At 58.6% G+C, this 21,142-nt stretch carries 26 protein-coding genes; 20 read left to right on the forward strand and 6 right to left on the reverse strand.

Annotated elements, in window-relative coordinates:
- The first annotated feature begins 90 nt into the window (after positions 1-90).
- Complete coding sequence (locus DV027_RS18140; protein ID WP_130732793.1) at positions 91-309, forward strand: ribbon-helix-helix domain-containing protein; 219 nt, start codon at positions 91-93, stop codon at positions 307-309.
- A gap of 43 nt (positions 310-352) precedes the next feature.
- Here DV027_RS18140 and DV027_RS15080 read toward each other — a convergent pair whose 3' ends face one another.
- Positions 353-1,453, reverse strand: coding sequence for a replication initiator protein A (locus DV027_RS15080; protein ID WP_082084839.1), 1,101 nt, complete (start codon positions 1,451-1,453; stop codon positions 353-355).
- A gap of 826 nt (positions 1,454-2,279) precedes the next feature.
- Here DV027_RS15080 and DV027_RS15085 point away from each other — a divergent pair.
- Complete coding sequence (locus tag DV027_RS15085) at positions 2,280-2,471, forward strand: type II toxin-antitoxin system Phd/YefM family antitoxin (RefSeq protein ID WP_110557783.1); 192 nt, start codon at positions 2,280-2,282, stop codon at positions 2,469-2,471.
- Positions 2,468-2,908, forward strand: coding sequence for a hypothetical protein (locus DV027_RS15090; protein ID WP_110557784.1), 441 nt, complete (start codon positions 2,468-2,470; stop codon positions 2,906-2,908). Before DV027_RS15085 ends, DV027_RS15090 begins: the two co-directional genes overlap by 4 nt.
- A 227-nt stretch (positions 2,909-3,135) precedes the next feature.
- Here DV027_RS15090 and DV027_RS18105 read toward each other — a convergent pair whose 3' ends face one another.
- The 4 genes from DV027_RS18105 to DV027_RS15105 form a co-directional block, all read right to left on the reverse strand.
- Positions 3,136-3,267, reverse strand: coding sequence for a hypothetical protein (locus tag DV027_RS18105; protein WP_275101006.1), 132 nt, complete (start codon positions 3,265-3,267; stop codon positions 3,136-3,138).
- Positions 3,268-3,292: 25 nt separating this feature from the next.
- Positions 3,293-3,778, reverse strand: a complete 486-nt coding sequence (locus DV027_RS15095; protein ID WP_130732794.1) for a Ros/MucR family transcriptional regulator — start codon at positions 3,776-3,778, stop codon at positions 3,293-3,295.
- The gene (locus DV027_RS15100; RefSeq protein ID WP_010517886.1) at positions 3,771-4,037 is read right to left on the reverse strand and encodes a conjugal transfer protein TraD; all 267 of its coding nucleotides are present in this window, start codon (positions 4,035-4,037) and stop codon (positions 3,771-3,773) included. The genes DV027_RS15095 and DV027_RS15100 overlap by 8 nt, the downstream gene beginning before the upstream one ends.
- A gap of 64 nt (positions 4,038-4,101) precedes the next feature.
- Complete coding sequence (locus tag DV027_RS15105; protein ID WP_025439939.1) at positions 4,102-4,461, reverse strand: conjugal transfer protein TraD; 360 nt, start codon at positions 4,459-4,461, stop codon at positions 4,102-4,104.
- 96 nt (positions 4,462-4,557) lie between these two features.
- Here DV027_RS15105 and traA point away from each other — a divergent pair, with 96 nt between their 5' ends.
- Both traA and DV027_RS15115 read left to right on the forward strand, forming a co-directional pair.
- Complete coding sequence (gene traA, locus DV027_RS15110) at positions 4,558-7,644, forward strand: Ti-type conjugative transfer relaxase TraA (RefSeq protein WP_025439940.1); 3,087 nt, start codon at positions 4,558-4,560, stop codon at positions 7,642-7,644.
- A 54-nt stretch (positions 7,645-7,698) separates the two neighbouring features.
- A complete protein-coding gene (locus DV027_RS15115; RefSeq protein ID WP_010516209.1) occupies positions 7,699-7,893 on the forward strand; it encodes a type II toxin-antitoxin system VapB family antitoxin in 195 nt (64 codons plus the stop codon).
- Positions 7,894-8,021: 128 nt separating this feature from the next.
- Here DV027_RS15115 and DV027_RS15125 read toward each other — a convergent pair whose 3' ends face one another.
- Positions 8,022-8,954, reverse strand: coding sequence for an IS5 family transposase (locus DV027_RS15125; protein ID WP_025439941.1), 933 nt, complete (start codon positions 8,952-8,954; stop codon positions 8,022-8,024).
- A 546-nt stretch (positions 8,955-9,500) separates the two neighbouring features.
- On the opposite strand from DV027_RS15125, the gene DV027_RS15130 reads away from it, so the two are divergent.
- The 15 genes from DV027_RS15130 to DV027_RS15200 all read left to right on the forward strand — a co-directional run bounded on the left by DV027_RS15130 (position 9,501) and on the right by DV027_RS15200 (position 20,994).
- Positions 9,501-10,064 (forward strand): DsrE family protein, encoded by a 564-nt coding sequence (locus tag DV027_RS15130; protein WP_010516204.1) that lies wholly within the window; start codon positions 9,501-9,503, stop codon positions 10,062-10,064.
- 55 nt (positions 10,065-10,119) lie between these two features.
- Positions 10,120-11,115 (forward strand): substrate-binding domain-containing protein, encoded by a 996-nt coding sequence (locus tag DV027_RS15135; protein ID WP_010516202.1) that lies wholly within the window; start codon positions 10,120-10,122, stop codon positions 11,113-11,115.
- Positions 11,116-11,154: 39 nt separating this feature from the next.
- Positions 11,155-11,925 (forward strand): substrate-binding domain-containing protein, encoded by a 771-nt coding sequence (locus DV027_RS15140; protein ID WP_010516201.1) that lies wholly within the window; start codon positions 11,155-11,157, stop codon positions 11,923-11,925.
- Positions 11,909-12,589, forward strand: a complete 681-nt coding sequence (locus DV027_RS15145; RefSeq protein WP_198133931.1) for a c-type cytochrome — start codon at positions 11,909-11,911, stop codon at positions 12,587-12,589. The genes DV027_RS15140 and DV027_RS15145 overlap by 17 nt, the downstream gene beginning before the upstream one ends.
- On the forward strand, positions 12,586-13,569 hold the full coding sequence (locus DV027_RS15150) for a c-type cytochrome (RefSeq protein ID WP_010516197.1): 984 nt from the start codon (positions 12,586-12,588) through the stop codon (positions 13,567-13,569). The genes DV027_RS15145 and DV027_RS15150 overlap by 4 nt, the downstream gene beginning before the upstream one ends.
- A complete protein-coding gene (locus tag DV027_RS15155) occupies positions 13,566-14,996 on the forward strand; it encodes a cbb3-type cytochrome c oxidase subunit I (RefSeq protein WP_010516195.1) in 1,431 nt (476 codons plus the stop codon). The genes DV027_RS15150 and DV027_RS15155 overlap by 4 nt, the downstream gene beginning before the upstream one ends.
- Positions 14,993-16,255: a cbb3-type cytochrome c oxidase subunit II gene (locus tag DV027_RS15160; protein ID WP_010516192.1), complete on the forward strand. Its 1,263-nt coding sequence runs from the start codon at positions 14,993-14,995 to the stop codon at positions 16,253-16,255. The genes DV027_RS15155 and DV027_RS15160 overlap by 4 nt, the downstream gene beginning before the upstream one ends.
- A 41-nt stretch (positions 16,256-16,296) precedes the next feature.
- Positions 16,297-16,488 (forward strand): hypothetical protein, encoded by a 192-nt coding sequence (locus DV027_RS15165; RefSeq protein ID WP_010516191.1) that lies wholly within the window; start codon positions 16,297-16,299, stop codon positions 16,486-16,488.
- Between the two features lie 419 nt (positions 16,489-16,907).
- A complete protein-coding gene (locus DV027_RS15170; RefSeq protein ID WP_010516188.1) occupies positions 16,908-17,138 on the forward strand; it encodes a hypothetical protein in 231 nt (76 codons plus the stop codon).
- On the forward strand, positions 17,135-17,515 hold the full coding sequence (locus DV027_RS15175) for a type II toxin-antitoxin system death-on-curing family toxin (RefSeq protein ID WP_010516186.1): 381 nt from the start codon (positions 17,135-17,137) through the stop codon (positions 17,513-17,515). Before DV027_RS15170 ends, DV027_RS15175 begins: the two co-directional genes overlap by 4 nt.
- A 54-nt stretch (positions 17,516-17,569) precedes the next feature.
- Entirely contained in the window at positions 17,570-17,977 is a 408-nt protein-coding gene (locus DV027_RS15180) for a hypothetical protein (RefSeq protein WP_010516184.1), read from the forward strand.
- On the forward strand, positions 17,974-18,936 hold the full coding sequence (locus DV027_RS15185; protein WP_010516182.1) for a tyrosine-type recombinase/integrase: 963 nt from the start codon (positions 17,974-17,976) through the stop codon (positions 18,934-18,936). Before DV027_RS15180 ends, DV027_RS15185 begins: the two co-directional genes overlap by 4 nt.
- Before the next feature lie 72 nt (positions 18,937-19,008).
- Complete coding sequence (gene parA / locus DV027_RS15190; protein WP_232275946.1) at positions 19,009-19,674, forward strand: ParA family partition ATPase; 666 nt, start codon at positions 19,009-19,011, stop codon at positions 19,672-19,674.
- A gap of 20 nt (positions 19,675-19,694) precedes the next feature.
- Entirely contained in the window at positions 19,695-19,916 is a 222-nt protein-coding gene (locus DV027_RS15195; protein WP_070324352.1) for a chromosome partitioning protein ParB, read from the forward strand.
- Between the two features lie 115 nt (positions 19,917-20,031).
- On the forward strand, positions 20,032-20,994 hold the full coding sequence (locus DV027_RS15200; protein ID WP_070324353.1) for a replication initiator protein A: 963 nt from the start codon (positions 20,032-20,034) through the stop codon (positions 20,992-20,994).
- Positions 20,995-21,142: the final 148 nt, after the last annotated feature.

Raw genomic sequence — 21,142 nt, forward strand, 5'->3', positions numbered from 1 at the left:
GCGTGAACCTCAATGTGGCCAGTTCTACAGGTGTTCACTCCAAGCGTACGTAAAATACACTTTCGTGTCGTGATCCCTAGTGGTGAGGCAATGCCAACCCCTTCCCCGAAGCCAGATATATCATCCCGTAAACCTACGCTGAATGGTCGTAAGGGGACCAAGTTGATCGGTGGGCATTTTTCTCCTGAAGTCAGCACCCAGCTTCGTATTATCGCGGCCGAAGAGGGAACGACGGTTCAGAGTTTGCTTGGAGAAGCACTGGACGATCTGTTTGTGAAGAAAGGACGAAGCAGGATCGTTAGCGGGTAAGTATACATTTATACACGTATACAACTATACACGTAGGCTGTGTCTAGCGTATAGGGTTGCGTTTGTGTCGGTTGCGGCAGAATCCGACAAATGCGGCACTGGGGTTTTGCAACTCTGGTTGTCCGCTATCATTCCACCATGACACCCATTCATCATAGAGTGCGTAGACATCATATCCTGGAGCAACTCCTCTAGCGTCATGGAAACCCTCGGGATCGACAAATGGTTTCTGGAGCTTTGGCGCTATTACCTTGACGGTGTCCATCGTTTCCCGATTACGGAAAGTAACTGTGTTGCTGTTTATTTCGACAGCATAATCAGGCAAGTGGTTATTGATTGCCAAGTCACGGAGCATTGAGCGAAATACGCGGATATGGCTACTGGCCCCCGTTTTTTTCTGTAAAATTTCTATAGAAACAACCCATTTTTCCTGAGCGCCACAATGCTTACGTGCAAGTTCGTATATTCTCCGTTCAAGTGGTTTGCGCAAACGGAAATAATCGCGATGTAATGTCAGTACACTTCGGCCTTCGATCATTCTGAATAGCCATTCGGATAGCGTTACCTTGATTTCGGACATTTGTCCGGAATTGGTCTTACGGACAATTCGCCATTCATTGATAAGGCCAAAGCCTTCGGTGATTTCTTCTCCATCAGCTTTGATGTTGGTGGTGATCCGTGTGCCTGCTAAGCGCTCAAATGCGCTCCGAAGCCGCTTATAGCCATCACCATCGGTTTGACGATTGGTCCACACCAATAAATCGCGTGCGGTAAGGTGGAGAGTTCGATTTGGCTGCTCACCTTGATTCATTTTCGCGATAAGCTGCGAAATGCAATAGATAAGGATATCCTTGTCATGGATCGTCGCGAGTCCTTTGACGCTCGGAACGATTTCAACTGTATTGCCATTGTGCTCGTATCGGAAAATGCGTCGATCAGGTTTAGTGGCAAGCGAGAAAATTGGATGTTCCATCGAGGCCATATCATCTTTGGGGATGGCATCAAGGACATCACAAATAAAAAGATCTGGTGTCGGATATCGTTCCGGAAGTAGAACTGAACGTCCATCAACATTCGGGGTTTCACTGACGGTAAGTGCCAGTTCGGGGTTTCGTTGACGGGTTGCTTTGATTCGGGGTTTCATTGACGATCAGTTTAGGTTCGGGGTTTCATTGACGCAAGAGCTAGATTCGGGGTTTCGTTGACGCAGATTCGGGGTTCTGGAGTCACTAGATTCGGGGTTTCGTTGACGCAAGCTGCTCCAAAACACTGTTTTTGTATTTTATTTTCAGTCAGTTATGTGTTTGTGGAAAACCCTTAACACTACTATTAACACATAAATTAACACTCTAAGCCTGTGGATAACTTTTCATTCTCTGCAATTTCCAGCCAAATTGAACCCAAGCACCGCCTCTTGAGGGCTACGCCCCGCCGGCTCGCGGCCTACGGCCGCCCCGATCGCGCTTCGCGCGATCTCCCACCCGGCATCCCCCTGCTCGCCCTTTCAGGGCTGCGCTAAACGGACACGCCTACGGCGCGAAATCATAATCTGACGATGCGTTCCCGCATCGTCTCTCTACCAGCACCTTCCTCTCCCGCGTCGGCGCCTTCAGCGCCCTACGGGGCTCCCGCTCCGCGCTCGCCCGACGCCTGCAACACCAGAAAACCGGACAAGACTGTAATCTGGTCAAGACGCACCGGTGTTCAGGCGATCATTCAGCGGCTCACGTGTTGCAGTATGTCCGCCAGACGCCACAGGATGGCCGTACAGACGTTCCCGTGTGTTTTTGTGGACGGCTACGCGAATTACACTTTGTACGGCCTCCCAGGACGCGCTACGAGCTTTATCCGGGATTGGTAGGCTGGCGATTTCCTGTTCGCCTGTCCGAGCGTCACCCTCCCGATTTTCTGGCAGAAAATACGGGTTTCCTGTATATTCCAGATAATCCGTCATATCTGGAGCGTGCTCCATGAAAGCGTTTCCAGCGAGCGCCCTGACCCGCAATGCCGGCGATCTTTTCGAAGCAGCCGCCGTTGCGCCTGTAGTCATCACCAGGGACCACAAGCCGCGTTTCGTCATCATGTCCGTGGACCATTATGATGCCCTGCTCAGAAAGCAGCAGGGCATCGAAGACGTTCCGGAGAAAGGGTCATCGTCATGAAGGACGGTCCCGATAGCAACACCAATCCCAGGATACTGCCACAGAAGCGGTCCTGGCAGCTGCTCGTGGTCGGGGACGGGGGAACCCTGCTGACACAGCAGGATATCGAATCCCTGACGCGCATCCTCGATCTTCTGCCGTATGTCGCCGGCCTCGACATCACCACCTCGGCCGGCTCCGCACGCGTATCCCGAGATGTCCCAGGCAATTACATCCAGCAGGCAGACCAGATCCTGGCCGGGATGTTTACGCGCAATCCCGATGTGACGGGCATAACCTTTCCGGCCACGCATGGCAGGGCCGCTCATACGGCGACAGCTGATGATCCGCATGTGCTCCCTCATGACAGGGCGCTCACCGCAATCATGGATGCTCGTCAGCATGGAGAGATCACAGCTGATGAAATGATCGCCCAGATCCGGCAGGCAGGTTCCTGAGCATCCGCACCAGCGGTGCAATGGTGTATGAGGACCCGCTATTTATGGGTAGGTGCAATGTCGGCCTCGGGTATGTCGATGGGTCGTCACAAGGGTAGCCGTAGGGTCGTGAAACGGTCGTTCCATCAATGCGTCAGGGATAGTCGTGACCATTGCGCTCTGCGTCACCTTCCTGCGGTGTGCGAGAGCGTCCCCCTTATTGCCCGGGTTGTGGCAGGGGGAGCGGGTTATCCGTGCCGAGACTGGCGGCCCATGCCTTCATGGTTTCCGTACTGAGCCTCGACCTGGGCGAGGGGCCAGCGTATGGCTTCGTCCTTCCAGGCTTCCCTGTCATCGTGATCGGTATGATCCGTCTTCATGTCCCGTTTCTCCCGGTCTGGACCTTCAGGCCAGTTTCGGCCTGCGTCCGCGTTTCTTCTCTGGCAGGCGCGTGACCGGAACTTCAGGTTCCGGTGTCGCCTTGATGGTCCGCCCCAGTCCGATTTCCTGTGCCAGGGTAGCCCGTTGTGCTGAATAGGATGGGGCAGTCATCGGGTAGCTTTCCGGCAGGCCCCATTTTGCCCGATATTGCTGGGGCGTCAGGCCATAGACGGTGTGAAGGTGACGCTTGAGCATCTTCATTTTTTTTCCGTCCTCCAGGCAGACGATGTAATCCGGGAACACGGATTTTTTCACGGGCACGGCCGGCACCAGATCCGGTGTTCTGGTCGTCACCTGTCCCAGACTTCCGAGCGCCTGAAACACCGTGGCGATGAGGCCGGGCAGGGTATCGGATGGAACCGCGTTGCTGCTGACATAGGCCGTGACAATCCGGGTCGTCAGTTCCCGCAGCGTGTCCGTTTCGGATGATCGTGTTTCGTGGTCAGTCATGGTCGTTTCCGCCTGTTATCCTGTCGTGTTCACGGTCTCTATCGAAGGCATGAAGCCCCGCACGCCTCCAGCGTGTTTTCAGGTCGCCTGAAGCGGTATTCCTGCCCTCCCGAATCTGCCCCGCAATGTCCAGGAAGGCCCCGAGCAGGGTGGCGCGGTCATCATCGGTCAGATCGACCAGTCCCGCCTTCTGGACCAGGCCGCCCAGTTCGATCAGATGATGAGTGCGTTCCCGTCGCGCCTTCGCCCAGTCGCGCATGTCGGTGCGTGCCTTTCGTGCCTGATGGCGATGGATCAGGGCTTCCTGCTTCCTGATCCGTCTTTCAAGCGCCAGAAGCTCCGTTCTGATCGTTTCCGGTTCCTTTCCGGCCGCCCTTTTTTGCGCCGGCCTGAAAGAACGCCGTCCCCCGTTCGGTCCACCTCGCGACGGCTTCAGGTTTGCCGTCCGCCTGTTCGACAGCCGCAAGTAGTACCCCGGCCAGTGCCTCGATCGACAGGGTATCGGCTCCCGTCGCCTCGACCAGTTCGCCGAGCTGGAGGGTTCTTTGTGCTTTAAGCTGCTTCGCCTTTTCCTGAAGCGCCTTCAGTTCCGCATCAATGTCCCGTGGCCTGCGCATTTCCGGTCCCCTGTCCTGCTGGTCTGTGCCATACTCTACCACACAGGCGAGAACCGCGTCACTCATCCAGAGCAATCAACCCTTGTGGCGCAGTAAAATGTGAGTGCGCGCTTATACGTCACTTCGTGACGTGCGCTTAAGTAGTGTGATAGGATCGCGTTCATGGCGATCTATCATCTGCATGCAAAGGTCATCAGCCGCGCCACCGGCCGGAGCGCCGTGGCAGCGGCGGCCTATCGCGCGGCATGCCGCCTGCATGATGTGCGTCTGGATCGTGATCATGACTTTTCCAACAAGAGCGGTGTGGTGCATTCCGAGATCATGCTGCCCGATGGCGCTCCGGAACGGTTTCTCGACCGTGCGACCCTATGGAATGAGGTCGAGGCGATCGAGAAACGCAAGGATGCCCAGCTTGCCCGTGAGGTGGAGTTTTCAATCCCGCGCGAAATGACCCAGGCGCAGGGGATCGCGCTGGCACGGGATTTTGTGCGGGAGCAGTTCGTGGAACGCGGTATGGTGGCCGATCTCAATGTACATTGGGATATTGGTGAGGACGGACAGTCGAAGCCTCATGCCCATGTGATGCTGTCCACGCGGTCTGTGGATGAGAACGGGTTTGGTGCGAAAGAGCGTTCGTGGAATGACAAAGAACTCCTGCTGACATGGCGGGGGCGATGGGCGTCGCTCGCCAATGAACGGCTGGCCGAACTGGACCTGGATGTGCGGATCGATCATCGGTCGTTTGCCGCACAGGGGATCGACCTTGAGCCACAGAACAAGATCGGACCCGCAGGGTCACGCCGGCCGGAGCGCGGTGAACCGTGTGAGCGGGTTGCCGACCATCTGGAGATCGCGCGGCGCAATGGTGACAGGTTACTGGCCGAGCCGCATGTGGCGCTGGAGGCGCTGACCCGGCAGCAGAGCACGTTTACCCGGCAGGATCTGGCGCGGTTCGTGGACCGGCAGACGGTGGACGCTGAACAGTTTACGGCCGTCATGGTTCGGGTGGAGGCATGTCCGGAGCTGGTCGCGCTCGGGAAAGACGGGCACGGGAGGGAGCGGTTCTCCACGCGCGCGATGATCGGGGTCGAGCAGCGTCTGGAAGAGGCATCGTTCGCGATGGGGCAGTCCCAGGGTCATGCGGTGCCGCTGGCAGTGCGTCGGGCGGCGATGGCGCGGGATGGGCTTGGGGATGAGCAGGCGCTGGCGGTGGGCGAGGTCACGAAGTCCCGCGACCTGTCTGTGGTGGTCGGTTATGCCGGGACGGGGAAGAGCACCATGCTGGGTGTGGCCCGTGCGGCGTGGGAAGAGGCCGGGTATCGGGTGCGCGGGGCGGCGCTGTCGGGGATCGCGGCGGAAGGTCTGGAAGCGGGGGCCGGGATCGAAAGCCGGACGCTGGCCTCCCTGGAGCGTGCGTGGGAACGTGGGTTTGACCTGCTGGAGCGCGGGGACGTGCTGGTGGTGGACGAGGCCGGCATGGTGGGGTCACGGCAGATGGAGCGGGTGCTGTCGGCCGCGCGCAGTGCTGGGGCCAAGGTGGTGCTGGTAGGTGATCCCGAGCAGTTGCAGGCGATCGAAGCCGGTGGTGCGTTCCGGGCGGTGGCCGAGCGGGTCGGGGCAGTGGAAATCACGACGGTGCGCCGGCAGCGTGAAGGCTGGCAGCAGGCGGCCACGAAGGAGCTGGCGACGGGGCGGACGGGGGAGGCGCTGGGTCGCTATGAGGCGGCTGGCCTGGTGCGTGGGCATGACACGCTGGAAGAGGCGCGGGCCGGAGTGGTGGCCGGGTGGGATGAAGCCCGGCAGGCCGCCCCAGAAGAAAGCCAGATCATGCTGGCGCATCGGCGTGTTGATGTGCGGGCGCTGAACGAAGCGGCGCGCGAGATCCGCAGGGAGGCGGGTGAGCTGGGTGACGACGTGCTGGTGCCGACCGCCCAGGGCGAGCGGGTGTTCGCGGACGGGGAGCGTGTCTACTTCCTGCGCAATGACCGGGAGCTGGGGGTAAAGAACGGCACGCTGGGCACGGTGCGAGGCATCGAGGGATCGGCCGAGGCCGGGGATCTGGCACTGTCGGTGCAGCTCGACTGGCCGGATGGGACCGGGACTGGCCGGGTCGTGTCCGTGTCGGTGGCGGAGTATGACGCGCTGGATCATGGCTATGCGGCCACCATCCACAAATCGCAGGGTGTGACGGTGGACCGGGCGCATGTGCTGGCGACGGGGAGCCTGGACCGGCACGGGGCCTATGTGGCGCTGTCGCGGCATCGGGAGAGCGTGTCTGTCCATTGGGGTCGTGATGATGTGGGCGACCGGGACGGGCTGGTGCGGCGGCTGTCGCGCGAGCGACTGAAGGATACCACGCTGGATTATCCGCATGTCCGGGATCGGGATGCCGGGTTTGCGCGGCGACGCGGGCTGTCTGTTTCCGAGAGCGAGATCGTGGTGGGGCGTGAACAAGACGCCTCTGGCCCCCGGCAGGACAGGCAGGCCGAAGGTGTGCCTATGCCAGATCCGGCACCGGCACAGCAGAAACGCGGGATGTTCGATGGGCTGGACCTGTCCGTGCGACCGGGGCGTCGTGCGGCGGGAAAAGACGTATCGGCCGGGATGGATGCCGGGGCCGGGAAAGGGGAAAGTGGGGTTGAGCGTGAGGCTCCCGCCTCTCCCTTTGCGGGTTTGAGGTTGCCCCGTGTGCAGCGTGAGCAGGTGCCGGCCGGGCTGGGCGGGTTTGTGCCGGGTGGTGATCCGCTCCACCAGGCGGTGGAGCAGTATGCGCGGGCCTGGGTGGATGCCGAGCGCATGGTGCGTCAGGAGCTGCCGGTGCTGGAGCACCAGAAGAAGGCGCTTTTTGAAGCCGGGCGGGATCTGGAGCGGGTCCGGCGTGGCGGTGAGGCGGATCTGCGGGCGGCGCTGAAGCATCAGCCGGAGATCCGGCAGGCGCTGTATGGTCTGGAAGGTCCGGCACGGGCGCGCAAACTGGTCGAGGGGCTGGAGCATGAGGACAGGGTGCGGAAGAGTCCGGATCTGCGGGCAGCGCGGTTTGTGAAAACGTGGGACGGGCTGAGCTGCGAGCAGCAGGGTGTGGCGCTCAAAGAATTGAAGCGGGATGCGCAGCTTGAGTCCATTCTGCGGGAGAAAAGCCGCGAGCTGGGCATCAGGAAGGGATCGACGCTCGATCACGGGCTGCATCCCCATCAGCGGGAGCAGTCCCTGTCGCGCTCCAGGTCGCGCGGTATGGATATGGGGATGTAATCTGCTTGAGAGAGGAGATGTTGATGTGTATAATTTTCACTGGAGATACACATCATGCGAACCAATATCATTATTGACGATACCCTCATGACAGATGCGCTGAAGGCGTCTGGCGTCAAAACCAAGAAAGAAGCCGTCGAACTCGGATTGCGGACGCTGATCAAGTTGAATCAGCAGCGGCAATTGCGTTCCATGAAGGGAAGGCTGGAGTGGCGGGGTGATCTCGACGCCATGCGTTCCGACGTATGATTCTGGTCGATTCATCGGTCTGGATCGATTTTTTCAGGGGTACGGTGACGCCACAGGTTGATGCTCTGGACCGGCTTTGTTGCAGAATTCGGCATGCGGTCGTGATGAGTCCTTTGATGTTCTGTTCTTTACCGGACGGCCTGCGTGAGGGGGATTCCGAGCGCTGTGAAGCGATTGAGTATGGCGATACGGACGTGAACTTCCGTGACCTGACGGTCGAAGTCCCGTGCCGTCAGGCGCTGACCGAGAAGTTTGATGCAATGCATTTTCGTCTCGACACGGCTTCTTCGATGATAACCGCTCCATCGTTTCCAGATGGCCCGACCGAGATGCCCACAGGCCCGCAGAGCTTCATTGCGGGCGATGGCCCCCGGTGATGTGGGGCTCCATGGTTTTGCGTTCTTCCGAGGCGGAATGATAGCCTGGGCGCCACGGTCGGCGATGGTTTCATGGGATTGCCTGGTATCATACGCGCCATCGGCGATGACGCTCGCGATGGTCTCGTCATCAGGGATCTGGGCCAGAAGTCCCGGCAGAACCGGGGCATCACCGACCTCGTTGCCCGTGATCTCGACGGCCCGGATTTCCAGTGATCCTTCGTCAATCCCGATGTGGAGTTTACGCCAGATCCTACGTTTCGAGCCGCCATGCTTACGCCTGTGCCATTCGCCTTCTCCCTCGACCTTGATCCCGGTGCTGTCGATCAGGAGATGAAGCGGTCCGCCCGAGCCACCATAGGGAATATCGACTGTCAGGGATTTCTGCTGCCGGCTCAGCGTGCTGAAATCCGGTACATGCCACGCCAGTCCAGCCAGGCGAAGCAGGCTTTCGACGAAACCGGTCGCCTGCCTCAGGGCCATGCCGAAGAGAACCTTCAGCGTCAGACAGGTCTGGATCGCGGCATCGCTGTAACTCCGTCGCCGTCCCCGCCGCCCCGTTGACAGGCCTCCCCAGGTCATCGCCGGATCAAACCACACCATTAGAGACCCACGCTTCTTCAGCGCCGCGTTATAGGAAGGCCAGTTCGTCGTTCGATAGGTCACAGGCTGCGGCTTGCTCATGCCTTCCCGTTACCAGATAGGATTCACTCGGTGAATCCTGCCACCATAAATTCTGCAACAAAGCCTCTTATTGACAGTGCCCGGTGCGTCGCGCCAAACAGCGCGATCGCGCTAGCAAAAAGGCGTAACCGATAGATGGCGAGAATCACCAGCAGGATATAGGTGCCTATAGTGTTTCTGGGCCTGATTATAGGCTGGCCTACCCACGTCGACAATTCCGCGTTCGGCCGCCTAAGCGGTGCGCTCCATGGCGAATAAGCGGGTGGCGTAGTTGCGCATCATATCTCCCGAATGCGTCATCGGTATGCCGCAAATAGCCGTTCGAGCAACACTACGCCAAGTAGGTCTTTGCTACAAAAGCGCCGGCTGGGAAATGAAGGCGTGCCTGGCGACCTTAATGAGGTTGTCAGCCGCAATTATCGCGCAAAAGAGAATAAGCGATGAACGTCATTCATATCAAAATGATATGGCACTACGCAGTAACTAGCATTCGAGTTGCATTTCAGATTAGGGCATCCTACTCACCCACCAACAGGATTATCGACCATGCGCCGTTTTGCCAAGATCTTCGTCCTTGTCAATCTCGCACTTGCCGCCTCCACTGCGTTTGCCCAGCATAACTTTTCAGACCCAGGTTTCTGGACCACGCCGACCATCCAGAGTTACGGCAAGATGCACATGCTGCCCAACGCGGCCTACAAGCCCGAAAAAGATGCGACCTACAAGATCGTGTTTTCGCTGACCAAGGGCTCAAAGACGCCGGCCGACGTGAATCCGTCGCTGGATCACGTGGCCCGCACCGTCAATCTGTATGTCGCATCAGGCGTGCCGGTTTCGCACCTGAAATTTGTGGCCATTGCTTATGGCGAAGCGACGTCGCTGGCCCTGAGTGACGAAGCGTATCGGGCCAAGTTCGGCAGTGCCAATCCCAACCTGCCGTTGATTGCCTCGCTGCGCAAGGCTGGCGTGGATGTGGCGGTCTGTGGCCAGGCCGTCGCAGAGCATCAGTTCACTTACGCAGATGTGGACAAGTCGGTCACCACCGCGCTGTCCGGGCTGACCACGATTACCACGCTGGAGCACGAGGGTTACGACCTGATGCCGATGTAAGGATCGGTCCGCCATTTCCTTGTCCAATTCGAATGCGTTTCTTTGGAGATACATCATGTTGAAACAGTCGACTCTGGCTGCCGGTCTGTTGTGCGCACTGTTTACCTCGCTCGCCAGTCCATCCATGGCGCAGGACGCTTCTTCGCAACGTTTCAACGAGGCGTTGTCGCCGCCCTGGCAGAACGGCGCCAACGACGACGCCACGGATCGCGGCTTCGACTTTACCGTGCCTGATGCGGACAATCTCGCCGATTTCCACGGTGACCCGGTTAACCCCAAACTTGCGCTGTACGTCGGTGGCAACTATTTTTTTGCGATGGCGCCGCTAGTGCAGGCGTTCGAAAAACTGCATCCCGAGTTCAAGGGCCGTATCTACTGGGAGACCATTCCCCCCGGTTTGCTGATGAAACAGCTGAAGGCCGGCGGCACGGTTACTGTCGGTAACATGACCTGGACGGTCAAGCCGGATGTCTATCTGGCAGGTCTGAAGAAGGTTCAGCAGTTTGTCGCCGACGGCACGCTCGACGCGCCGGCTGTGCCCTACGTCACCAACACGCTCACCATCATGGTTGCAAAGGGCAACCCCGAGCACATTACCAAGCTGGCTGATCTGGCCAAGCCTAATATCAAGCTGGCCATGCCGAACCCGGAGTTCGAGGGCATTTCTCGCCAGATCACCGATGCGCTGACCAAGGCGGGCGGTCCATCGCTGGCAACCATGGTCTACGAAACGAAGCGGAAGGACGGCAGTACCGTGCTGACGCACATCCACCATCGTCAGACGCCGCTGTGGATCATGCAGGGAAGGGCCGAAGCCGGCGTGACCTGGCAATCGGAAGCGATATTCCAGGAGCAGGCCGGGCATCCCATTTCGCACGTGGATATTCCGGCATCAGAAAACAGCACGGCGATCTACGGCGGTGCTGTGGTGAAAGACGCGGCGCATAAGGAAGCCGGCCGTGAGTGGCTGCAGTTTGTCCGCTCACCCGAAGGGCTGGCCATCTTCGAACGCTATGGCTTCAAGGCCTACGCGGGCGGCGGCAAAAAATAATTCGGGTGTTGACGCTGCATTAACGTAGGGGTACACGGCATGATCAAACGGGCCATCGCTGCAGTCTTCTGTTTCGCTGTATCACTGGGCAGCGCCCATGCGGCGGAAGTCATCCACATCTATGGCCCGGGTGGTCCGGCGCCTGCCATGAAAGCCGCTGCCAAAGCCTATGGCGATGCGCACGGCGTGGAGGTCATCGTCACGGCTGGCCCCACCGACGCCTGGGCCGACGATTTCAAAAAGGATGGCGACCTGATCTACAGCGGCTCGGAAGCGATGATGAGTGACTTCGTCACGCAGTTCGGTGGCGCGATGCTCGACGGGACCATCGAATCACTGTATCTGCGACCAGCGGCTATTCTGGTTCGTCCCGGCAACCCGCGGCATGTCGGTGGCTTCACTGACCTGCTCAAGCCGGGTATGCGCGTCATGGTGGTCAACGGTGCCGGTCAGGTCGGCATGTGGGAAGACATCGCCGGACGTGACGGCGACATCCGCACGTTGCAGGCGTTGCGTCACAACATTGTTTTCTACGCGCCGAACAGCGCCAAAGCGAAGGCGCGCTGGACGCAGGATGCGAGCGTAGATGCGTGGATCATCTATGCAATCTGGGCCAAGGCCAATCCGGGCATTGCCGACGTCGTACCGCTGGATGCCGACCACGCCATTTACCGCGACTGCGGCGTAGCGCTGACGGCCAAGGGCCAGAAGGATGCGGCGACCACCGGTTTCGTGGCGTTTCTGAAAAGCCCCGAAGGATATAAAATCTTTGCCCGCTATGGCTGGAGCGATCATGCGCCTGCCCATTGAACTGCGCGCCTGCCTGCTGATTCTCGTCCTTCTGATGACTAGCAGCGTCGCGGCGGCTAACATGACTCAGGGCGCGCAAATTGCAAATGCTGGCAACGGCCATGGCGCTCCGCCCTGTGCGAGCTGCCACGGCGTTATGGGCGAAGGCAACGCGGTGGCAGGCTTCCCCCGGCTAGTCGGTTTGCCGCCTGAGTACTTGCAGAACCAGCTGACCGATTTCGCCAGCGGACAGCGGCAAAACGCCATGATGACGCCTATCGCCAAAGCTCTGTCGGCCGACGAGATGGCATCACTGGCAGCGTATTACACGCAATTGCCGGTTCCGACCAAGGTCACGCCGCTTGCTTCCGGGACTGCAGGTAATACTGCTTCCAGCATAGGCGAGCAGCTGGCTAACCGCGGGCGCTGGTCCGATGGCGTGCCCGCTTGCAGCTCGTGCCATGGTCAGGGCGGCGTGGGCGTGGGCGCGAACTTCCCAGCACTCGCCGGGCAGTCATCGTTGTATCTGGTGAACCAGCTACAGGCGTGGCGCAAGGGTACACGCGATGCCGGTCCGCTGGGCCTGATGGGCGGCATCGCGAAAAAACTGTCCGATGCCGAAGTCCAGGCCGTGGCCGATTACTTCAGTGAGCAGACACCTGCCACACCCGGGGAAAAGCCATGAAAACCTCTTACGTTATCGCCGCCGTTGTCGGTGTACTGGCTATCGCCGGTGGCACCATTTTCATTTCGGGTTACCACGAGGCCGACGAACCAAAGCCGGTCGCGGTCGTCGTTGCCAAACCGGCGGCGCCGAAGCCCGAGAAGAAGCCCTTTGCGCCGCCTTCGGAGGCATCCATGCCAAAGGACGATTTCGGCAAGATGGTGAGCCTGGGCGAACAGATTTTCGAGCACCCGAAAGAGAACGCGCCCGAGTTTGTCGGCAATCAGCTGCACTGCAGCAGCTGTCACCTGGACGCTGGCCGTAAGGCCGGCGCGGCGCCGATGTGGGCCGCGTACGTGGCGTATCCTGCTTACCGAGCCAAGAATGGTCACGTCAATACATTCGAAGAACGCCTGCAGGGCTGCTTCAAGTTCAGCATGAACGGGAAGGCGCCGCCGTTGGGTGACAAGACACTCGTGGCATTGGAGACCTACGCCTACTGGCTGGCGAAAGGCGCGCCGGTGGATGACAAGCTTCCCGGCCGTGGCTATCCGAAACTCGACAAACCTCCGCTGCCTGCCGACTACGCCCGCGGGCAGACCGTCTACGAGGCCAAATGCGCGCTTTGCCATGCCAAGGACGGAGGCGGTCAGATCGCCGCCGATGGCAGCATGGCATTTCCTGCCCTGTGGGGGCCAGGGTCGTTCAACTGGGGCGCCGGCATGGGCAGCATCAAGAACGCAGCAGCCTTCATCAAGGCGAACATGCCGCTCAGTCGCGGTAACACCCTCTCTGATCAGGACGCCTGGGACGTGGCGACCTATATGAATAGTCAGGATCGTCCACAGGATCCGCGCTATCTGGGAACCGTGGAGGCAACCCGCGCCAAGTTTCATGATTCGGCCAGTTCGATGTACGGCAAGACGGTCAACGGTCATGTGCTCGGCAGCGCATCGGTGCCATCCGGCGGTACGACCATGAAAGGCGCGCCCAATCCATGAGCAGTGTGGCGATAGATACACACGGCGACAGCGAACTCGATCTGCCGATCACCGGGACGTTGGCCGGCACCGAACACGGGCTGCTGCGTGCGCATGGGCTTGCGGCCCTGACTACGCTGATCCTGTCAGCGGTCTTCGGCACCGTCGTCGCGATCAAGTTCGTGCTGCCGAATTTTCTTGGTAGCGAACCGTGGGCGACCTGGGGTCTGCTGCGTTACAACCATACGCAGGGCATCATGTTCGGCTGGCTGGGTAACGCGTTTCTGGCTTTTCTGTATTTCGCCACGCCGCGATTGTCGGGACGTGCGGTGACCAGCCGAGGCCTGGGCTGGACGCTGTTCGTGCTGTGGAATTTCGGCATGGTGCTGCCGGGCTGGGCGCTAGTCGAGGCGAACCTGCCGCACTGGCTCTTGGCGATCAAACCACTGGAATGGACCGAGTTTCCGCTGCTCATCAATGCGATGACGGAACTGTGCCTGGTGTTGCTCGGGGTCCAGTTTCTTTGGCCGATCGTGCGCGGGCCTGAGCGCGATCGACTGTACATTTCGGCGTGGTATGCGCTGGGTGGCGGCGTGTTTACCCTGCTGTCGTTTCCGATGGGCAGCCTGATTCCCGAGTTCACTCCCGGCGCCGTGGGAGCGGCGTTCAGCGGCTTGTGGATCCACGACGCGGTCGGCCTGCTGGTGACGCCTTTTATCCTGTCCATGTCGTATTACGTCATCCCCGCCGTGACCGGCAAGCCGGTCTACAGCCACTTTCTGTCGATTCTCGGGTTCTGGGTGCTGTTTTTTGTCTACCCTCTCAATGGCACACATCACTACGTGTACTCGGCCATTCCGATGGATACCCAGCGCGCAGCGATTGCTGCTTCGATGCTGCTGGGCGTCGACGTCATCATGGTGGTGTTCAATCAGCTGATGTCGCTGCGCGGATCCGGCGCCATGGCGATGCGCGACGTACCTCTGCGTTTTGTGACGGTGGGCGTGGTGTTTTACCTGCTGGTGAGCATCCAGGGTGCGGGACAGGCCGCAATGCCTGTGCAGCGGCTGATTCATTTCAGTGACTGGGTAATCGGCCACTCGCATCTGGCGATGCTCGGCTTTGCCAGCTTCATTGCTATCGGTGCCCTGCTGCATGCGTGGCAGCGCACGCCCGGCGCGCGCTATCACAATGGTCGTGCCAATGCCGCGTTCTGGCTGATTCTGGGTGGACTGACGCTGATGGTCGCCGACCTGACGATGGCTGGACTGGTGCAGGGCGAGCTGTGGGGCGAGCACGTGCCGTGGATGGATTCGGTGCGTGCATCGATGCCGTATTGGTGGTGGCGCGTTGTTTCGGCCGTCCCTATTCTGGCCGGCTTCGGTTTCCTGATTGCTGCCATGCTGAGCGGCCCACGTGTTACCGCCGCGGCGCGGGTGCCAGCATGAGCCTGCTGCCGCGCAAACGCTGGTTTGGCGCCGCCCAGATGATTCTTTTTGTGGCAGGCATCGGCTTCTTCGTATTGTCTGTCGTGGCGCTCGGGATCCTGCCTGGTTTACGGCTGGAGAAATCGATCCATGATCATGCGCCGTTGACGCTGGCTCCCTTCACGCCGGCCGAGGCCAGAGGCCGTATTACCTATGGCACCCAGGGCTGCGCGTACTGCCATAGCGAGCAGGTGCGCAGCACGCCCGAGGACGTGCGTCGCTGGGGACCGCCGACCACACCATGGGAAACCAAGTTCGAGTCGCCGCAGCTGTGGGGCACCCGACGAATCGGGCCCGACCTCGCGCGTGAATCCGGAGTCCGCAGCGACGACTGGCAGTTGACCCACCTCTACAATCCACGGCTCATCGTTCCGGGCTCGGTGATGCCCGGCTTTGCCTGGATGTTCAAAGGCAGCCCCAACCAGCCAACCGACGTGGCCAAGGATCTGCTGGCCTATATGAAAACCTTGGGCCGCGCACGCATGCAGGCGGGGAGCGCCGCGCACGATGCGCCCAATGAAGCCATGCCGGGCATGCAGCCTGACAGCGATGCATCGCTGGACGCGAATGGCGCACGCGCGCATTTGGCGAGTCCTGGCAGGGAACTGCCACGGACGCTTTCTCCAACAGGGGTCGCCAATCGGGGGGCAACGCTGTTCGCACAGAATTGTGCAGGCTGCCACGGTGCGCTGGGCAATGGCGCGTCGGTGGCTAGCGCATCGTTGCTGCCACACCCTACCAACCTCACCGTGTTCCGTTACAGCGAAGGCGCTTTTGCCGGCATTTTGCATGATGGAGTCGTTGGTAGCTCGATGCCGGCCTGGCGAGACCTGACCGCACAGCAGGTCGCTGACCTTGGGGCCTTCGTGTCGACACTACATGCGGCCGCAGAACCGGCAACGTCCGAGCCCGGCGGCGTCTCGCGGGGTGTAGAACTGTATGCGCAAAACTGCACGGCATGTCACGGCGTCGGCGGCGGTGGCGACGGTCCGGCATCGCTTGCGTTCAAACCGCGGCCCTACAACTTCCGGCATCTCCAGCCCGACGTGAGCGAGATTGACCGCGTACTCCGCGTGGGTGTTCCCGGAACGGCCATGCTTGCTTTTCCAACGCTCAGCGAACCGGACCGCCAAGCGCTGGCCGCTTATGTGCGCTCGCTATACGGGCAGGCAGCCGAACAGGGTTCGCTGAAAGCCGCGGCGCCAGTGAACAAGCCCTGATGGCGAATGTCACCATCGTTACCTGATCGAGGGACCGCTGCATGTTTGCCTTCATCGTCATTGCCTTGCTCGTATGTGTCCTCGCCGTGGTGCTGGTGTGGTGTCTTTCGCCGGCTTATCGCAAGCGGGTGGAAGAACCGAAGTACCGGTTTCTTGAAATGCAACGTGAATTTTTCGATCAACCCCACACGAGGCTTCCCGAGCAGTCGACAAAACCGCCAGCCGAAAAGTAGCCCTAAAGCACCCGCCTATATGTAGCGCCGGGAGGCGGCGACCCAACCATGCAGCTGTGACAAGCTGCCTTCTGCAGCCAACTTATGCTGAAGTGATCACGAGCAGCCGGCCCATTTATGCTTTCAAAACATCATAAACTGGCCAATCGGGCCAATCTATGCTTTTCAGAACACTAGTGCCGGCGGTGTGTAGGGGTGGGCCCGTCCGGTCGGACAATTTTGTGGGATGAATAAACTATAGCCTGCTTGGACCAATCAAGAGTCACGTTACGTTCCCTGATGCGGCGTGGAGTGTCGATAAGGCTCAAAAAGGCCATCCCTACCCCTGATAATGTCCTTTATCATGGGTAATTGGCAGGCATTTCTTGATGGATCATGATCTGTCATGATACGGTGAGGCACCCTACAGGAGAGGTGTTATGGCCACCCCACAGCGTGAGAAATTCGCGACCCAGGTCGATCCGCAGATCCTGCAGGCGGTGCGCGATCTGGCCCGCAGCGAAGGGCGGCAGCTCCAGGCCCTAGTCGATGAGGCGCTAGCCGACTTGGTCGAGAAGCGGAAACAGCAGCGTCCGCGTGCCCATGTCATGGCCGCCTACCAGACCAGTCATGAGGAATTCGCACCGCTCTACCGGAAACTGGCCGAGTGACGGATTATCTGACTGTCATCGAGGTATTGGCTATCCACGACGATCAGATCGGGCGCTATGGCGGAGCGGCGGGCATCCGGGATCAGGGTTTGCTGGAAGCGGCGCTTTTCCGACCGCAGACTGGCTATTATGCCGATCTCGTCGAAGAAGCGGCGGCGCTCTGGGAAAGCCTGTCGCAGAACCATCCCTTCATTGATGGCAACAAGCGCACGGCTTTCGCCGTGACCTGGACCTTCCTGGCCATTAACGGCGCGCGACTGACGGCCGGCGCCGGTGAAACGGAAGATTTTATTCTCAGCCGCTATGCCGATGGGACATTTGATTTCGAGCATTTGAAGCCGTGGCTTCGCGGTCATGTTGCTACGAGCGAGTTCTGATGGTGTGAAGGCCATTGCGGCACGGGATTTTACGGTTCTGCAGAGGAGCATGTCATGAGTGCAGCGGCTTCCCCGCCTGACTTTTCAGAAGATGATGATCCTCTGGCCGCTCTGTACCAGCGTGGTCGTGCCCAGGCTGCCACGTTACGGGAGCAGGCACGGGAGGGCGGCCTGCGCTTCGAGGCGTTTCTACCGTCGACGCTGGCGGACTGGCTGTTGGATCTGGTCGAGCGCGGCGTGTTCTTCGATCCGTCCGAAGCGGTGTTCGTCCTGCTGGGCGAAGCCAGGGAGCTGGCTCCCCATAAAGATATCCAGGATGAATTGCGGCGTCGCCAGATCCGGGCGGCGCTGGACGATCCTTGTCTTGGTACTCCGGGAAAAGAGGTGATAACGCGGCTGCGCGCGGAGATGGAACGGCCGCGTCCCGAGCCGGCGTCATGGCAGACGGATCAGGAGCCGTGATCTCCCTCATTTCCCGGTCCCCGTTGGATCTGACCTTGCCGGTTCTGGTGAGTTCGGCCGGTGAGCGTGCCCGTCTGCGCTTTCTGGAGTTCTTTGCGGCACAAATCCGCAATCCGAACACGCGGCGCGCCTATGCGCGGGCGGTATCGGATTTCCTTTCTTGGTGTGCAGATTTTGGCGTGACGGAGCTGACCGGGGTCACGCCGTTGCATGTGGCAACCTGGATTGAGTTTTCTGGACGTACGCTGTCGGCTCCGAGCGTGAAGCAGGCGCTGGCGGCGCTGCGGCATCTGTTCGACTGGCTGGTGACGGGCCAGGTGCTGACACTCAATCCCGCCGCTTCGGTGCGCGGGCCGGCGCACAGCGCACGGGTGGGGAAAACGCCGGTGCTGGAGGCGGCCGAGGCGCGGGCGTTACTGGATTCCATCGATGTGTCCAGTCCGGCCGGGCTGCGCGACCGGGCGCTGATCGCGTTGATGGTGTTCTCCTTTGCGCGGATTGGCGCGGCGCTGACGATGCGGGTCGAGGACGTGTTCGTGCAGAACCGTCGTCTGTGGGTGCGGCTGCGCGAGAAGGGGGGCAAGCAGCATGTCATGCCCTGTCACCATACGCTGGAAGACTATCTGCACGCTTATCTCGACGGGACCGGGCTGGCCGGCGAGCCGAAGGGCTGGCTGTTCCGGACCATCCAACGGGGCACCGGCCAGCTTTCGGAGCGGCGGCTGGAGCAGTCGGACGCGCACGCCATGGTGCGGCGCCGGGCGAAGGCAGCTGGGATCGAGACCGCGATTGGTAACCATACCTTCCGGGCGACGGGGGTGACGGCCTATCTGAAGAATGGCGGCACGCTGGAGAACGCGGCCGCCATGGCCAACCACGCCTCCACCCGCACCACCCAGCTCTATGACCGTCGCCGCGAGGACATCTCACTCGATGAGGTCGAACGCATCAGGGTGTAGGCCATATTTTTTGATCAATTGAGTTAACGAAAAAAAGAACATTTACTCATTTAAGTATCATGATATGAGTTAATGAGTATTTATTCAAACGTCTGTATGGGAGCTGATATGAAGGTTATCGCTGTTCTGAATCAGAAGGGAGGGTCGGGGAAGACGACTATAGCTACTCATCTGGCTAGAGCATTACAGATTGGAGGTGCAGATGTGCTGCTGGTGGATTCCGATCCTCAAGGGAGTGCCCGAGATTGGGCTGCTGTAAGAGAAGAGCAACCTGTGACTGTTGTAGGAATTGATCGGCCAACCATTGAGCGAGATTTGAAAAATATCGCTCGTAAGGATTTTGTGGTGATCGATGGCGCTCCCCAAGCCGCAGACTTGGCTGTATCAGCCATAAAAGCATCTGATTTCGTCCTGATTCCGGTTCAGCCCTCTCCTTATGACATATGGGCTACTTCAGACTTAGTAGATCTGGTTAAGCAGCGTATCGAAGTTACTGACGGAAAATTACAAGCTGCTTTCGTAGTGTCACGAGCGATTAAGGGAACTCGAATTGGTGCTGAAATTACCGAAGCCTTGAAAGGATATGGCCTTCCAATTCTAGAGAGCCGGATTACTCAACGCGTAAGCTATCCAGGAACAGCCGCAGGTGGAAGCACCGTAATGGATGTTGAACCTGGTAGTGATGCTTCCAAAGAAATTCTCAGTCTATCTAATGAAATTAAGCGAAAACTTATTTGAGTATATGAGGAGAAAAGTAAATGAGTAAATCTCCTGGCGCGTTGACAGCTGGTCGCCCGAGTGCTCGCACTACGGCAAATAAGGCCGCCACTCTTGCCAGCCTGTCGGATACGCCAATGATGCGGCGTGTGAACTTTGATCTGACAGCAGCCAATCATGCGAAGTTGAAGATTTATGCTGCCCGACAGGGCAAGAGCATAAAAGAATTGCTTACAGCATATGTCGATCAACTCCCTGAGTAAATGAGTATATCATCTCTTGCGCATTTGAGTTTTTGATTATTTTGGGTTGATGGGAAGTGTTTCCATCGTACGCGTAGCTGTAAGTGGCGGAATTTCCGATATCGAGGTCAGCACTATGGGAAATGAACATAAAAATCCGTCGAGTCTTCCGGTAGCTACCGAACGGCCAAGGTTGAGGCGGAAGATTACATCGATTGTCAGGAAGTCGCCGCCTGGAAGTGACCAACCAGATTTTTTTGTGCCTGCCCTTTATGACGTCGGTACTCGTGATAGTCGCAGTATCATGGATGTGGCTGTGTTCCGGTTATCCAAGAAGGATAAACGGGTTGGGGATGCCATCAGATACGATTTTCCTGATGGAGGTTATGTGGAGGTTACGTCGGGCCATTATGGGATGGCTTCAGTATGGGATTATGATCTTGTACTAATGGCAATTTCTCATCTTACCGAAGCGATGAACCGATATCGTAATGGTAAGGGCGAAATACCAAGCCCTGTATTCCGACCTCATATATCAGAGATACTAAAATTTTGTCGACGGTCTATTGGTGGACGTCAGTATAAAGAAATAGAATCAGCACTAGATCGCTTGGCAGACACAAAAATTAAAGTGGTTCGAAAAGAAAATGGCGTTGGACGTCGAGAAAAACGTATTGCTGGAACACCACAAGGTTTAATAGCAAGTGGAAGAGTTGTTTCGTATACTGATACAGGTCGGATTCAATCCGTTGAAATTACTATACCAGACTGGCTTTATCAAGAAATAGTAGAAAGCAAGACGCCAAATGTCTTGACCGTTCATCCAGACTATTTCTTGATTGAGCCTGGCATTGGTCGATTTCTATATCGTCTTGCTCGACGAGCAGCGGGGAGAACCGAAGCTAAATGGTCATTCCAGACTATTTACGATCGTAGTGGTAGTGCTGGCACCTTTAAGAAGTTTTCGGAGAATCTACGAAAGATTATCGTGGCAGATGATTTGCCAGAATATACGCTGTTAGAAGAAAAAGGGCAAAATGGCCCTCAACTCGTCATGCAGCATCGCTGCATGCAATTGGAGGCACCCCCTGGTCCCTAATAGACAATCAGAGAGATCCGAGGCCCTATTTTTTAGGGGGTGTTGCCGCATCGCTGGTAAGGAGAGGGTATGAGGCCATCGTGTGGAAAGTACGCTAAACAACGTTTAGCATGAACAGTAGAAGAACGTCTGGGCAGCGTGATCTTGT

Source organism: Komagataeibacter xylinus (genome assembly GCF_004302915.1).
GTDB lineage: Bacteria > Pseudomonadota > Alphaproteobacteria > Acetobacterales > Acetobacteraceae > Komagataeibacter > Komagataeibacter xylinus_C.